Origin of the sequence: Streptomyces glaucescens (assembly GCF_000761215.1) — a bacterium.
Taxonomy (GTDB): domain Bacteria; phylum Actinomycetota; class Actinomycetes; order Streptomycetales; family Streptomycetaceae; genus Streptomyces; species Streptomyces glaucescens_B.
This window is the reverse complement of sequence record NZ_CP009438.1, coordinates 2728571-2742608: the sequence shown is the minus strand read 5'-3', so window position 1 is coordinate 2742608 and position 14038 is coordinate 2728571. Positions and strand designations below refer to the sequence as shown.

Annotated in this window: 12 protein-coding genes; 11 read left to right on the top strand and 1 reads right to left on the bottom strand. The window is 69.7% G+C overall.

The annotated features are described in order from the left end of the window. The first annotated feature begins 18 nt into the window (after positions 1 to 18). From tig to clpX, 4 genes are all read left to right on the top strand, one after another. Entirely contained in the window at positions 19 to 1410 is a 1392-nt protein-coding gene (tig, locus tag SGLAU_RS11790; protein WP_043500866.1) for a trigger factor, read from the top strand. Positions 1411 to 1675: 265 nt separating this feature from the next. Further along, complete coding sequence (locus SGLAU_RS11785) at positions 1676 to 2287, top strand: ATP-dependent Clp protease proteolytic subunit (RefSeq protein ID WP_052414086.1); 612 nt, start codon at positions 1676 to 1678, stop codon at positions 2285 to 2287. A 99-nt stretch (positions 2288 to 2386) separates the two neighbouring features. Further along, positions 2387 to 3067, top strand: a complete 681-nt coding sequence (locus tag SGLAU_RS11780) for an ATP-dependent Clp protease proteolytic subunit (RefSeq protein ID WP_043500863.1) — start codon at positions 2387 to 2389, stop codon at positions 3065 to 3067. Between the two features lie 170 nt (positions 3068 to 3237). Continuing rightward, entirely contained in the window at positions 3238 to 4521 is a 1284-nt protein-coding gene (clpX, locus tag SGLAU_RS11775) for an ATP-dependent Clp protease ATP-binding subunit ClpX (RefSeq protein ID WP_043500860.1), read from the top strand. A gap of 102 nt (positions 4522 to 4623) precedes the next feature. Here the strand turns inward: clpX and SGLAU_RS11770 are convergent, their stop codons facing one another. Next, positions 4624 to 5556 carry a hypothetical protein gene (locus tag SGLAU_RS11770; RefSeq protein WP_043500858.1) on the bottom strand — a complete coding sequence of 311 codons (933 nt, stop codon included), beginning with the start codon at positions 5554 to 5556 and terminating at the stop codon, positions 4624 to 4626. Positions 5557 to 5692: 136 nt separating this feature from the next. Between SGLAU_RS11770 and SGLAU_RS11765 the strand changes: the two genes are divergently transcribed. The 7 genes from SGLAU_RS11765 to mreD all read left to right on the top strand — a co-directional run bounded on the left by SGLAU_RS11765 (position 5693) and on the right by mreD (position 14009). After that, positions 5693 to 8317 carry a valine--tRNA ligase gene (locus SGLAU_RS11765; protein ID WP_043500856.1) on the top strand — a complete coding sequence of 875 codons (2625 nt, stop codon included), beginning with the start codon at positions 5693 to 5695 and terminating at the stop codon, positions 8315 to 8317. Positions 8318 to 8483: 166 nt separating this feature from the next. Next, on the top strand, positions 8484 to 9998 hold the full coding sequence (gene folC, locus SGLAU_RS11760; protein ID WP_043500854.1) for a bifunctional tetrahydrofolate synthase/dihydrofolate synthase: 1515 nt from the start codon (positions 8484 to 8486) through the stop codon (positions 9996 to 9998). 6 nt (positions 9999 to 10004) lie between these two features. Further along, complete coding sequence (locus SGLAU_RS11755) at positions 10005 to 10370, top strand: DUF4233 domain-containing protein (RefSeq protein WP_043500852.1); 366 nt, start codon at positions 10005 to 10007, stop codon at positions 10368 to 10370. A 65-nt stretch (positions 10371 to 10435) separates the two neighbouring features. Further along, entirely contained in the window at positions 10436 to 10849 is a 414-nt protein-coding gene (ndk, locus tag SGLAU_RS11750) for a nucleoside-diphosphate kinase (protein ID WP_043500851.1), read from the top strand. 327 nt (positions 10850 to 11176) lie between these two features. Further along, positions 11177 to 12196: a rod shape-determining protein gene (locus tag SGLAU_RS11745; protein WP_030569938.1), complete on the top strand. Its 1020-nt coding sequence runs from the start codon at positions 11177 to 11179 to the stop codon at positions 12194 to 12196. Between the two features lie 177 nt (positions 12197 to 12373). Continuing rightward, positions 12374 to 13324 (top strand): rod shape-determining protein MreC, encoded by a 951-nt coding sequence (mreC, locus tag SGLAU_RS11740; protein ID WP_043500847.1) that lies wholly within the window; start codon positions 12374 to 12376, stop codon positions 13322 to 13324. 16 nt (positions 13325 to 13340) lie between these two features. After that, the gene (gene mreD, locus SGLAU_RS11735; RefSeq protein WP_043500846.1) at positions 13341 to 14009 is read left to right on the top strand and encodes a rod shape-determining protein MreD; all 669 of its coding nucleotides are present in this window, start codon (positions 13341 to 13343) and stop codon (positions 14007 to 14009) included. Positions 14010 to 14038 lie beyond the last annotated feature (29 nt).

Genomic DNA, 14038 nt, shown 5'->3' with positions numbered 1-14038 from the left:
CCACAAGGAGACCGAACCGTGAAGAGCGCCGTGGAGAACCTGAACCCGACCCGGGTTCGGCTCACTGTCGAGGTGCCCTTCGAGGAGCTCAAGGACAGCCTCGACGCGGCGTACAAGAAGATCAACCAGCAGGTCACGGTGAAGGGCTTCCGCAAGGGCAAGATTCCCGCCCGGGTCATCGACCAGCGGTTCGGCCGTGGCGCCGTGCTGGAGGAGGCCGTCAACGACGCGCTTCCGAAGTTCTACACGGAGGCGGTCAACGAGGCCGAGCTGAACGTCCTCGGCCAGCCCGAGGTCGACATCACGGAGCTGAAGGACGGCGAGACGCTGAACTTCACCGCCGAGGTCGACGTCCGCCCGGCGATCGAGATCCCGGACTACTCCGGCATCGAGGTCGAGGTCGACGCCGTCGAGGTCACCGACGAGGACGTCGAGAAGTCGGTCGAGCAGCTGCGCGAGCGCTTCGCCTCCACCACCCCGGTCGAGCGCGCCGCCGAGGACGGCGACGTGGTCACCGTCGACCTGGAGGCCAAGGTCGAGGGCGAGGTCCTGGAGGACGGCGTCGCCAACGGCGTCTCCTACACGATCGGCTCCGGCGAGCTGCTCGACGGCATCGACGACGCCGTGAAGGGCCTGGAGGCCGGTGGCGAGGCCACCTTCACCTCCGAGCTGAAGGGCGGCTCCGCGGCCGGCAAGGAGGCCGAGGTCACCGTCAAGGTCACCCAGGTCGCCAAGCGCGAGCTGCCCGAGCTGGACGACGAGTTCGCGCAGATGGCCTCCGAGTTCGACACCCTGGACGAGCTGAAGGCCGACAGCCGCAAGCGCCTGGAGAACATGAAGCAGTTCGACCAGGCCACCCAGGCGCAGGAGCGCGTCCTGGAGAAGCTCCTGGAGCTGGTCGAGGTCCCGGTCCCCGAGAAGCTGCTCGAGGACGAGATCAACACCCGCAAGCACAACCTGGAGCACCACCAGCTCGGCCAGATGGGCCTCACCCTCGACAAGTACCTGGAGCTCCAGGGCAAGACCGCCGAGGAGTTCGAGAACGAGACCCGCGAGGCCGCGGTCAAGGGCATCAAGACCCAGTTCGTGCTCGACGAGCTGGTCAAGCAGGAGAAGCTGAACGTCAACCAGGAGGAGCTCACCGAGCACCTCATGCGGCGTGCCGCCTCCTCCGGCATGTCCCCCGACCAGTTCGCCCAGGCCGTCGTCGAGCAGGGCCAGGTCCCGCTGCTCGTCGGTGAGGTCGCCCGCGGCAAGGCGCTGGCCGTCGTGGTCGAGAAGGCCACGGTCAAGGACACCAACGGCGAGGTCATCGACCTGTCCGACGAGGACGAGGACGAGGACGAGGCCGCCGAGCCGGCCGCCGCCGAGACCTCCGAGGCCGCCGCCGAGGAGAAGTCCGAGGGCTGAGCCGTACGGCACCTCCGATGACACAGGACGGGCCCCGGGAGCGCTGTGCCCCCGGGGCCCGTCGCCGTACGCCGGGGGCGCGCTGACCACGGCGGACCCGCGCCCCGCCGCCCACCACGGCCCACACGGCGCTACGCCCCCGGCGAACACCCCCATTACCGGGATTCCCCCGGGGGGACACGGCGTTAGGGTCCATGAATACGTAGTACACGTGAGACGGCCCGGCGCCGTCGTAAGACGAGCAGGTGGATACGTGACGAATCTGATGCCCTCCGCCGCCGGCGAGCCTTCCATCGGTGGTGGCCTCGGCGACCAGGTCTACAACCGGCTGCTCGGCGAGCGGATCATCTTCCTCGGCCAGCCGGTCGACGACGACATCGCCAACAAGATCACCGCGCAGCTGCTGCTCCTTGCCGCCGACCCGGACAAGGACATCTTCCTCTACATCAACAGCCCCGGTGGTTCGATCACGGCGGGCATGGCGATCTACGACACCATGCAGTACATCAAGAACGACGTGGTGACGATCGCCATGGGCCTCGCGGCGTCCATGGGCCAGTTCCTGCTCAGCGCGGGCACTCCCGGCAAGCGGTTCGCCCTGCCGAACGCCGAGATCCTGATCCACCAGCCCTCCGCCGGCCTGGCGGGCTCGGCCTCGGACATCAAGATCCACGCCGAGCGGCTGCTGCACACGAAGAAGCGCATGGCGGAGCTCACGGCGCAGCACACCGGCCAGTCCGTCGAGCAGATCACCCGCGACTCGGACCGCGACCGCTGGTTCGACGCGTACGAGGCCAAGGAGTACGGCCTCATCGACGACGTCATCGCCACGGCCGCCGGCATGCCGGGCGGCGGCGGCACCGGGGCGGGCTCCTGAGGGCCGTAGCGGCCCCACACCGGCCCTGACGGCCCCCGGCGGGGCCCGACGGCCCCCTCGCAGCCCAGCCACCGCCCCAGCCCCTTTCCAGGAGACACCGTGAACGACTTCCCCGGCAGCGGCCTCTACGGCCCCGCGCGCGCCGAGTACACCGGCCCCACGGCCGAGTCCCGCTACGTCATCCCGCGTTTCGTCGAGCGCACCTCCCAGGGCATCCGCGAGTACGACCCGTACGCGAAGCTCTTCGAGGAGCGGGTGATCTTCCTCGGCGTGCAGATCGACGACGCCTCCGCCAACGACGTCATGGCGCAGCTGCTGTGCCTGGAGTCGATGGACCCCGACCGGGACATCTCGGTCTACATCAACAGCCCCGGCGGCTCCTTCACCGCGCTGACGGCGATCTACGACACGATGCAGTTCGTCAAGCCCGACATCCAGACGGTCTGCATGGGCCAGGCGGCCTCCGCCGCGGCCGTGCTGCTGGCCGCCGGCACGCCGGGCAAGCGCATGGCGCTGCCGAACGCCCGCGTGCTGATCCACCAGCCGTACAGCGAGACCGGCCGCGGTCAGGTCTCCGACCTGGAGATCGCCGCCAACGAGATCCTGCGGATGCGCTCCCAGCTGGAGGAGATGCTGGCCAAGCACTCCACCCGGCCGATCGAGAAGATCCGCGAGGACATCGAGCGCGACAAGATCCTCACGGCCGAGGACGCGCTGGAGTACGGGCTGATCGACCAGATCATCTCGACCCGCAAGATGAACAACGCCGCGGTCCGCTGACGCGGACACCGTTAGGATGTGCCGCCCCTTGGCACAGTGCACGTGGAAGTGAACCGCGCCAAGGGGGGCCCGAACGGGGGGCTCGGCAAGGTACCGTCGGACATAAGGCAGCACGAGGAGCCGCTGGACGCCCGCGTCCAGACGACTCCCAGGCGAAGGGGAAGCACACCGTGGCACGCATCGGTGACGGCGGCGATCTGCTCAAGTGCTCGTTCTGCGGCAAGAGCCAGAAGCAGGTCAAGAAGCTCATCGCAGGCCCCGGTGTGTACATCTGCGACGAGTGCATCGATCTCTGCAACGAGATCATCGAGGAAGAGCTCGCGGAGACCAGCGAGGTGCGCTGGGAGGAGCTCCCCAAGCCGCGGGAGATCTACGAGTTCCTCGAGGGGTACGTCGTCGGCCAGGAGGCCGCGAAGAAGGCCCTCTCCGTCGCGGTCTACAACCACTACAAGCGGGTCCAGGCCGGGGAGAACGGCGGCGGCGGCCGCGAGGACGCCATCGAGCTGGCGAAGTCCAACATCCTGCTGCTGGGCCCCACCGGCTCCGGCAAGACGCTCCTCGCGCAGACCCTCGCCCGCATGCTGAACGTCCCGTTCGCGATCGCCGACGCCACGGCGCTCACGGAGGCGGGCTACGTCGGCGAGGACGTGGAGAACATCCTCCTGAAGCTGATCCAGGCCGCCGACTACGACGTCAAGAAGGCCGAGACCGGCATCATCTACATCGACGAGATCGACAAGGTCGCCCGCAAAAGCGAGAACCCGTCGATCACCCGTGACGTCTCCGGCGAGGGCGTCCAGCAGGCCCTGCTGAAGATCCTCGAGGGCACCACGGCGTCGGTCCCGCCGCAGGGCGGCCGCAAGCACCCGCACCAGGAGTTCATCCAGATCGACACGACGAACGTCCTGTTCATCGTGGGCGGTGCCTTCGCCGGCCTGGAGAAGATCATCGAGTCCCGGGCGGGCGCCAAGGGCATCGGCTTCGGCGCGACGATCCGCTCCAAGCGGGAACTCGAGTCCAAGGACCAGTTCGAGGACGTCATGCCGGAGGACCTGGTCAAGTTCGGCATGATCCCCGAGTTCATCGGCCGCCTCCCGGTCATCACCTCGGTCCACAACCTCGACCGCGAAGCACTCCTGAAGATCCTCGTCGAGCCCCGCAACGCCCTGGTCAAGCAGTACCAGCGCCTGTTCGAACTCGACGGCGTGGAGCTGGACTTCGAGCGCGAGGCCCTGGAGGCCATCGCCGACCAGGCCATCCTCCGCCAGACCGGCGCCCGCGGCCTGCGCGCCATCATGGAGGAAGTCCTCCAGGGCGTCATGTACGAGGTCCCCTCCCGCAAGGACGTGGCCCGCGTCGTCATCACCGCCGACGTGGTCCTCTCCAACGTCAACCCCACCCTGATCCCCCGGGATTCGCGGGGCCGGGGCACGGGCGAGCAGAAGACGGCGTAACGCCGCCGCGCGCAGGGGAAGCGCACGGGAAGCGCACGAGAGAAGGGGCCCCGGTCGACCGACCGGGGCCCCTTCGCACGTCACCTGCCGTCCGGCAGGGCGTCAGGCCTTGACGCGGACTTCCTTGCGGAACTTCGCCGCGACCTCGGCGCTGGCCGCCAGGTCGGCCGGCTTGCCGGACATCGCGTCGGCCATGTCGACGTGGATCACGATGCCCAGCGTGCTGTGGTCGCCCCAGATGCACACCGGCATGCTGATCTGGCTGGGCCCGGTCGGGGTGTCGGACGACGACGGGGCGCCGCTCTTGATCTGGGTCTCCTGGCACTTGAGGACCGCGCCGTCGAGGCTGCTCGGGCTGTAGGCCTGCGGGGAGCCGACAAGCTGACCCTCCTCCGGCTCCTCGGCGGCGCTCTTCTTCATCTCCGCGAACATCGCGTCGACGGTCTTCTCGGGGTCCTCGATCTCACCGTAGACACCGATGAAGTTGAGCATCTTCATGGCGAGCGGGTTGTTCTTGTCCTCCACCTGGTAGGTGGCCTGGACGTCCTGGGCGTTCTTGACGCCGTGCTTCTCGGCTTCCTTGACGTCGCTCTCGTCGAACCCGCTGCCGCTGTCGGCGCCCTCGGACTTCTTGTACTCGCCGAGCACCGTCGCCGGCGTGGTCAGCTTGTGGGGGCCGTCGTCGGCGACGTCCGAGGTGCCGCCGCTGCCGCCGGAGAGGACGAAGTACGCGCCGACCGCGATGGCCGCGACGACCGCGACCGCGCCGATGACCAGGCCGGTCTTCTTCTTGCCGCCGGCCGGGACCGGGGGCTGGGGCGCGCCGTAGGGGGCCTGGCCGTAGGGCGGCTGCTGCGGCGGGACGCCCTGCGGGGCCTGCTGCGGGTAGCCGTAACCAGGCTGGGCGGGGGCCTGCTGGGGGTAGCCGTAGCCGGGCTGGGGTGCCTGCGGCTGCTGGCCGTAGGGGCCCGGCTGACCGTACGGTCCGGGCTGCTGGGGCTGCCCGCCGTACGGGCCCGGCTGGTTGTAGCTCATTACTGGGTTCCCCTCCAGATGCTTATGCGTACCTGACATCCTGGCCCAGGTGGCGGGAACCCAGCGCACCGGGGTGCGCACTGTTACGAAGGAATCGGGTTTCGGGACCGTGCCGTGACACCCCTAAACTGAGCCCGTGACCGAGAACACTCAGCAGCAGCCGCCAGCGACCACCACCGAACTGCCGACCCAGTACACGCCGGCCGAGGTAGAGGGGACGCTGTACGAGCGCTGGGTAGAGCGGGGTTACTTCGAGGCGGACGCGAAGAGCGACAAGCCGCCGTTCACCGTCGTCATCCCGCCGCCGAACGTCACCGGCAGCCTGCACCTCGGGCACGCGTTCGAGCACACGCTCATCGACGCGCTGACCCGCCGCAAGCGGATGCAGGGCTACGAGACGCTGTGGCAGCCGGGCATGGACCACGCGGGCATCGCCACCCAGAACGTCGTCGAGCGGGAGCTGGCGAAGGAGGGCAAGTCGCGGCACGACCTGGGCCGGGAGGCCTTCGTCGAGCGCGTCTGGCAGTGGAAGGCCGAGTCCGGCGGGCAGATCTCCGGCCAGATGAAGCGCCTCGGTGACGGCGTCGCGTGGTCGCGCGAGCGGTTCACCATGGACGAGGGGCTGTCCCAGGCCGTCCAGACCATCTTCAAGCGGCTCTACGACGACGAGCTGATCTACCGCGCCGAGCGCATCATCAACTGGTGCCCCCGCTGTCTGACCGCGATCTCGGACATCGAGGTCGAGTACCAGGACGACGACGGCGAGCTGGTCTCCATGAAGTACGGCGACGGGGACGACACCATCGTCGTCGCCACGACCCGTGCCGAGACCATGCTGGGTGACACGGCGGTGGCCGTCCATCCCGACGACGAGCGGTACCGGCACCTGGTCGGCAAGCTCATCAAGCTGCCGCTCACCGACCGCTCCATCCCGGTCGTCGCGGACACCCACGTCGACCCGGAGTTCGGCACCGGCGCCGTCAAGGTGACCCCGGCGCACGACCCGAACGACTTCGAGATCGGCCAGCGGCACGACCTGCCGTCCATCACCGTCATGGACGAGCACGCCGTCATCACCGCGCACGGCCCCTTCCAGGGCCTGGACCGCCTGGAGGCCCGCTCCGCCATCGTCGCCGCGCTGCGCGCCGAGGGCCGGATCGTCGCCGAGAAGCGGCCGTACGTCCACTCGGTGGGCCACTGCTCGCGCTGCAAGACGACGATCGAGCCGCGCCTGTCGATGCAGTGGTGGGTCAAGGTCGGCCCGCTGGCGAAGGCCGCCGGCGACGCCGTCCGTGACGGCAAGGTGAAGATCCACCCGCAGGAGATGGAGAAGCGGTACTTCGACTGGGTGGACAACCTGCACGACTGGTGCATCTCGCGCCAGCTGTGGTGGGGCCACCGCATCCCGGTCTGGTACGGCCCCGACGGCGAGGTCGTCTGCGTCGGACCGGACGAGGAGCCGCCGTCCGGCGAGGGCTGGCACCAGGACTCCGACGTCCTCGACACCTGGTTCTCCTCGGGTCTGTGGCCGTTCTCCACGCTCGGCTGGCCCGAGCGGACCGACTCGCTCGCGAAGTTCTACCCGAACTCCGTCCTGGTCACCGGCTACGACATCCTCTTCTTCTGGGTCGCCCGGATGATGATGTTCGGCCTCTACGCCATGGACGGCACCCCGCCGTTCCACACCATCGCCCTGCACGGCATGGTCCGTGACCAGAACGGCAAGAAGATGTCGAAGTCCTTCGGGAACGTCGTCAACCCGCTGGACTGGATGGACAAGTACGGCTCCGACGCGCTCCGGTTCACCCTGGCGCGCGGCGCCAACCCGGGCGTGGACGTGCCGATCGGCGAGGACTGGGTCCAGGGCTCCCGCAACTTCGCCAACAAGATCTGGAACGCCACCCGCTTCGCGCTGATGAACGGCGCGACGGTCGAGGGCCCGCTGCCGGACGCGTCGAGGATGTCGTCCACGGACCGGTGGATCCTGTCCCGGCTGAACTCGGTGGTCGCCGAGGTCGACGCGTACTACGAGGACTACCAGTTCGCGAAGCTCTCCGACGCGCTGTTCCACTTCGCCTGGGACGAGGTCTTCGACTGGTACGTCGAGCTGTCCAAGACCACCTTCCAGGCGGGCGGCGAGCCGGCCGAGGTCAGCAAGCGGGTCCTGGGCGAGGTCCTGGACGTCACCCTGCGGCTCCTGCACCCGGTCGTGCCGTTCGTGACGGAGACCCTGTGGACCACGCTGACCGGCGGCGAGTCCGTCGTCATCGCCGAGTGGCCCGCGGACAGCGGCTTCCGTGACGCCGACGCCGAACGGGAGATCGACACCCTCCAGTCCGTCATCACCGAGGTCCGCCGCTTCCGCGCCGACCAGGGGCTCCAGCCCGGCCAGCGGGTCCCGGCCCGGCTGTCCCTCGACGGCACGGCCCTCGCGCCGCACGAGGCCGCCATCCGCCAGCTGCTGCGCCTCCAGCCGGAGGGCGAGGGCTTCTCGGCGACGGCGACCCTGCCGGTGGCGGGCGTCGAGGTGGCGCTGGACCTGTCCGGTGTGATCGACGTGGCCGCCGAGCGCAAGCGGCTCGCCAAGGACCTGGCCGCCGCCGAGAAGGAGAAGGCCCAGGCCACGGCCAAGCTCGGCAACGAGGCGTTCCTCGGCAAGGCGCCCGAGCCGGTCGTGGAGAAGATCCGCACCCGGCTCGCCAAGGCCGAGGAGGACATCGCCCGGATCACCGCCCAGCTGGAGAAGCTGCCGCCGGCGTGAGCGTTCGTACGGGGCCGGAGGCCCTCGGTGCCGACAGGGCGCCGGGGGCCTTGGCCGGTCTCCGGGGGCGCGGGGGCCCGCGCGGGCGACCCCGGACGGCCCGCGGCCGGACGGCGAGGGCAAGCCACCCCCGGCCGTCGTCCCCGCCGCTCCGTAGACTGGCCTCGTGAGCGACATCCCCGGCAGCAACGAGCCCCACGACCCGCTGGACTCCTTCGACGAGATCATCGAGGCGGAGACCGAGCGCGATCCCGACCTCGCGGTGATCGAGGCCGGCAGCCGCACCCTGCGCACCCAGGGCGGGCCGCCGGAGGCGGACGTGCCCGCCCGGCCGGAGGACCCGGAGGTCGACAAGGCGCTGCGCGAGGTGGAGGCGGAGCTCGCGACCCGCTGGGGCGAGACCAAGCTGGAGCCGTCGGTCAGCCGGATCGCCGCGCTGATGGACGTGCTGGGCGACCCCCAGCGGTCGTATCCGTCGATCCACATCACCGGCACGAACGGCAAGACGTCCACGGCCCGCATGATCGAGGCCCTGCTCGGTGCCTTCGAGCTGCGCACCGGCCGGTACACGAGCCCGCACGTGCAGTCGATCACCGAGCGGATCAGTCTGGACGGCGCGCCGATCCAGGCGGAGCGGTTCATCGAGACGTACCAGGACATCAAGCCGTACGTGGAGATGGTCGACGGCTCGCAGGAGTACCGGCTGTCGTTCTTCGAGGTGCTCACGGGCATGGCGTACGCCGCGTTCGCGGACGCGCCGGTGGACGTGGCCGTCGTCGAGGTCGGCATGGGCGGCTCCTGGGACGCCACCAACGTCATCGACGGTGACGTCGCCGTGGTCACTCCGATCGACCTGGACCACACGGACCGGCTGGGCGACACGCCCGCCGCGATCGCCGGCGAGAAGTCGGGGATCATCAAGCAGGGCGCGACCGTGATCCTGGCGCAGCAGCCGGTGGACGCGGCGCAGGTGCTGCTGAAGAAGGCGGTCGACGTGGACGCCACGGTGGCCCGGGAGGGCCTGGAGTTCGGCGTGGTGGCCCGGCAGGTGGCCGTCGGCGGGCAGTTGCTGACGCTGCGCGGACTGGGCGGCGAGTACCCCGAGGTGTACCTGCCGCTGCACGGCGCGCACCAGGCGCACAACGCGGCCGTGGCGCTGGCCGCGGTGGAGGCGTTCTTCGGGGTGGGCGCGCAGCGCGCGGAGCCGCTGGACATCGACGCGGTGCGCAAGGCGTTCGCGGCGGTGTCGTCGCCGGGGCGCCTGGAGGTGGTGCGGCGGTCGCCGACGGTCGTGCTGGACGCCGCGCACAATCCGGCCGGGGCGCGGGTGACGGCCGAGGCGCTCGGCGAGGCGTTCCAGTTCAGCCGGCTGATCGGCGTGGTGGGCGCGAGCGGCGACAAGAACGTGCGCGGGCTGCTGGAGGCGTTCGAGCCGGTGTTCGCCGAGGTCGTCGTCACGCAGAACTCCAGCCATCGCGCGATGGACGCCGACGAGCTGGCCGCGATCGCCGTGGAGGTGTTCGGCGAGGAGCGGGTGCAGGTGGAGCCGCGGCTGCCGGACGCGCTGGAGGCGGCGATCACGCTGGCCGAGGAGGAGGGCGAGTTCGCGGGCGGCGGGGTGCTGGTCACCGGGTCCGTGATCACCGTGGGCGAGGCCCGGCTGCTGCTGGGGAAGGGCTGATTTTCCGTGCGTACGCTGTGTTCGTCGACGCTGATCGGCGAGTTCTTCATCATCGGTTTCGCGGGACTGGTCGCGATGAAGGATCCCGGCCTGTCCATGACGACGGTGTGGACGGTCAGCGGGATCGCGATGTTCCTGTGCCTGGTGCTGTGCGGCCTGGTGACCCGGCCGGGCGGGGTGGCCCTCGGGTGGGCGCTGCAGATCGCGCTGATCGCGTCCGGTTTCGTGGTGCCGACGATGTTTTTCATGGGCGTGCTGTTCGCGGCCCTGTGGTGGGCGTCGGTGCATTTCGGGAGGAAGGTGGACGAGGCGAAGGCGCGATTTGCGGCGCAGGCGGAATCTCCCCAAGCTTCTGGGGCTGACGCTGCGTAACGGCGCCCCGGAGGCGCCCTGTAGCCTCGGTCCACCCCGCACCACTTGATTCGAAGGAGTCCGTCGTGACCCAGCGCACCCTCGTCCTCCTCAAGCCCGACGCGGTCCGTCGTGGCTTGACCGGCGAGATCATCAGCCGTATCGAGCGGAAGGCCGGCTGGCAGATCACCGCGCTGGAGCTGCGCACCCTGGACCAGGAGACGCTGGAGCAGCACTACGGCGAGCACAAGGGCAAGCCGTTCTACGAGCCGCTCGTCGCGTTCATGTCCTCCGGTCCCGTCGTGGCGATGATCGTCGAGGGCGAGCGGGTCATCGAGGGAGTGCGGCAGCTGGCCGGCCCGACCGACCCGATCGCCGCCGCGCCGGGCTCCATCCGCGGTGACTTCGGTGTCATCGTCCGCGAGAACCTGATCCATGCCTCCGACTCCGAGGAGTCGGCCGAGCGCGAGGTGAAGATCTTCTTCCCCGGCCGCGGGTAGCGCCTCGCCGCCTGTCCGGTTGCGAAAGTTCCAGGAAGTTTTCTGAAGGGGCGTCAGTTCGCCCGGTGTGCCGATCCAGCCACGGCCGTACGATTTCGGCCGTGGTTTGGCATATGCCGTGGCGATCGGGGGAACGGTTGCCCCCGATGGACCGTCTCCACAAGCGAGGCGGCGCGCCATCTGCTGACAATGGCGGAGACCCTCGCGCAGTTGCCGTGAAGGCGCGTCTACGATGGAAGCACTTCACGTCACAGCACCCACCATGCCGACCTGACAAGCACTCAAGAGCTTCGTGGGAAGGCCAGACGAATCCTGATGGGGAACTCAATGTCGTTCATCGGCCGTGACATGGCTGTCGACCTCGGGACCGCCAACACGCTGGTGTACGTCAGGGGTCGCGGGATCGTACTCAACGAGCCGTCCGTCGTCGCGATCAACACCAACACCGGTGGCATCCTCGCGGTCGGTGCCGAAGCGAAGAAGATGATCGGGCGGACGCCGGGCAACATCGTCGCCGTGCGGCCCCTGAAGGACGGCGTGATCGCCGACTTCGAGATCACCGAGCGTATGCTCCGCTACTTCATCCTGAAGATCCACAAGCGGCGGTATCTGGCTCGGCCGCGCGTCGTCGTCTGCGTGCCCTCCGGCATCACCGGCGTCGAGCGTCGCGCCGTCATCGAGGCGTCGTCCCAGGCCGGCGCCCGTCAGGTGCACATCATCGAGGAGCCCATGGCGGCCGCCATCGGATCCGGCCTGCCGGTCCACGAGGCCACGGGGAACATGGTGGTGGACATCGGCGGCGGCACGACGGAGGTCGCGGTCATCTCCCTCGGCGGCATCGTCACCGCCCAGTCCATCCGGGTCGCGGGCGACGAGCTGGACAACGCCATCATCCAGCACATCAAGAAGGAGTACTCGCTCCTGCTGGGTGAGCGCACGGCCGAGCAGATCAAGATCACGATCGGTTCGGCGTACGACCTGGACACCGACGAGCACACCGAAATCCGCGGCCGGGACCTCGTCTCCGGGCTGCCCAAGACGGTCGTCGTCTCCGCCGCGGAGGTACGCAAGGCGATCGAGGAACCGGTCAACGCGATCGTCGACGCGGTGAAGACCACGCTCGACAAGTGCCCGCCGGAGCTGTCCGGCGACATCATGGACCGCGGGATCGTGCTGACCGGCGGCGGTGCGCTGCTGCGCGGTCTGGACGAGCGGCTGCGGCGTGAGACGGGCATGCCGATCCACATCGCCGAGGACCCGCTGGACAGCGTGGCGCTCGGCTCCGGCAAGTGCGTCGAGGAGTTCGAGGCGTTGCAGCAGGTGCTCGACGCCCAGCCCCGTCGCTGACCCGCCATGGCGCCGACGGCCCGTCATGACGATTCCGCCGTGCGAGACGATCGCCTCTCGTGCGGCGGATCGTTGGCATAACGGCATAGGCTCGGCCACCAGTTCCTGTTCACACACCAGTTCCACCCATCAGTTCCCACCCACCGGTTCCGACGAGGAAGGGCACGGCCGCCGCACGTGAGGGACACACGAGAGAGCCGGCTGCTCCTGGTGCTGCTGATCGCCATCGCGTTCGCTCTGATCACGGTGGACATCCGCGGCGGGGAGGACTCACCGGTCGACGGTGCCCGGCGCGCCGCGGCCTCGGTCTTCGGCCCGATCGAGAACGGAGTGGCGTCCGCGGTCGACCCGGTCGGCAACGCGATCGCCGCCGTCCGTGACTCCGGTGAGCGGCACGACCGGATGACCGAGCTGGAACGCGAGAACGCGGCGCTGAAGGCGAAGCTCGGCAGCGACGACCGCAACCGCAGCAGACTCCGGCAGCTCGACAAGATGCTGAAGATCGCCGGCCAGGGCCAGTACGGCATCAAGGGCGCCGAGGTCATCGCCATCGGGGCGGCGCAGGGCTTCTCCTGGACCATCACCATCGACGTCGGCGCGAACGACGGCATCAAGCGCGACATGACCGTCCTCAACGGCGACGGGCTCGTCGGCCGGGTCACCACGGTCGGACCGAACACGTCCACCGTGCTGCTCGCCACCGACCCCGACTTCACCGTCGGCACCCGCATGGAGGGCACCGACGAGCTCGGCTTCGCCTCCGGCCAGGGCGACCGCCCGCTGCGCGTGGAGCTCCTCAACGGCAAGGCGCAGATCAAGAAGGGCGACCGCCTGGTCACCTTCGGCTCGCAGGCCGACAAGCCGTTCGTACCGGGGCTGCCCGTCGGGGTCGTCTCCCGGGTCGACCCCTCCGGCGGCGACCTGACCCGCACCCTCTACGTCACGCCGTTCGTCAGCTTCACCCAGCTCGACATCGTCGGCGTCGTCGTCCGGACGCCGGAGAAGGACCCCCGCGACACGGTCCTGCCCGCCAAGCCCAAGCCGACCCCGCGGCCCACCGTGACCGTGACGGTCACGCCGTCCGCCGGGGCGCCCGCCGACGGCGAGTTCCAGCAGCAAGACCAGTAGGGGGAGCTGACCTGTCATGCGCTTCAACCGGATCCTGCTCTCCTCCGCCCTGGTGGTCGTCGCCCTGGTCCTCCAGGTCAGCGTCCTCGCGCGGCTGCACCTCCCGGGGGCCGTCCCGGACCTGCTGCTGCTCACCGTCCTCGGCCTGGCGCTCGTCTACGGCCACGTCGGCGGCGCCCTCGTCGGATTCGGCGCCGGACTGCTCGCCGACCTCGCCCCGCCCGCCGACCACGCCGCCGGCCGCTACGCGCTCGTGCTGTGCGTCATCGGCTACCTCGCCGGACTGGTCAAGCCGGAGAACGGCCGGCTGAAGTCGGCCGCGGGCCCGCTGGCCGTCGTGGCCGCCGCCGCGATCGGCACCACCCTGCTGTACGCCGGGGTCGGCGCCCTCGTCGGAGACACCGCCGCCCGCCACGTCGGCCTCGGCAGCCTGCTGTTCACCGCCGCCCTGTACGACCTGCTGCTCGCGCCCTTCGTCGTGCCCGGCGTCATGGCCCTCGCCCGCCGCGCCGAGAACGACCCGCTCGCCGAGACCGGCGCCGCCGCCCAGGGCACCGACATCTCCGCCGGCTGGCTCGCCTCCGGCACCGGGCTGCGGATCGGGGGACAGCGCGGCCTGCGCGTCAAGGCCGCCAGGGCCCGCACCGCCCGCGCCGGGCGCATCAAGGGGGTCAAGCGGCTGTGACTCCCGCGGAGTTCACCACAACGGGTGAA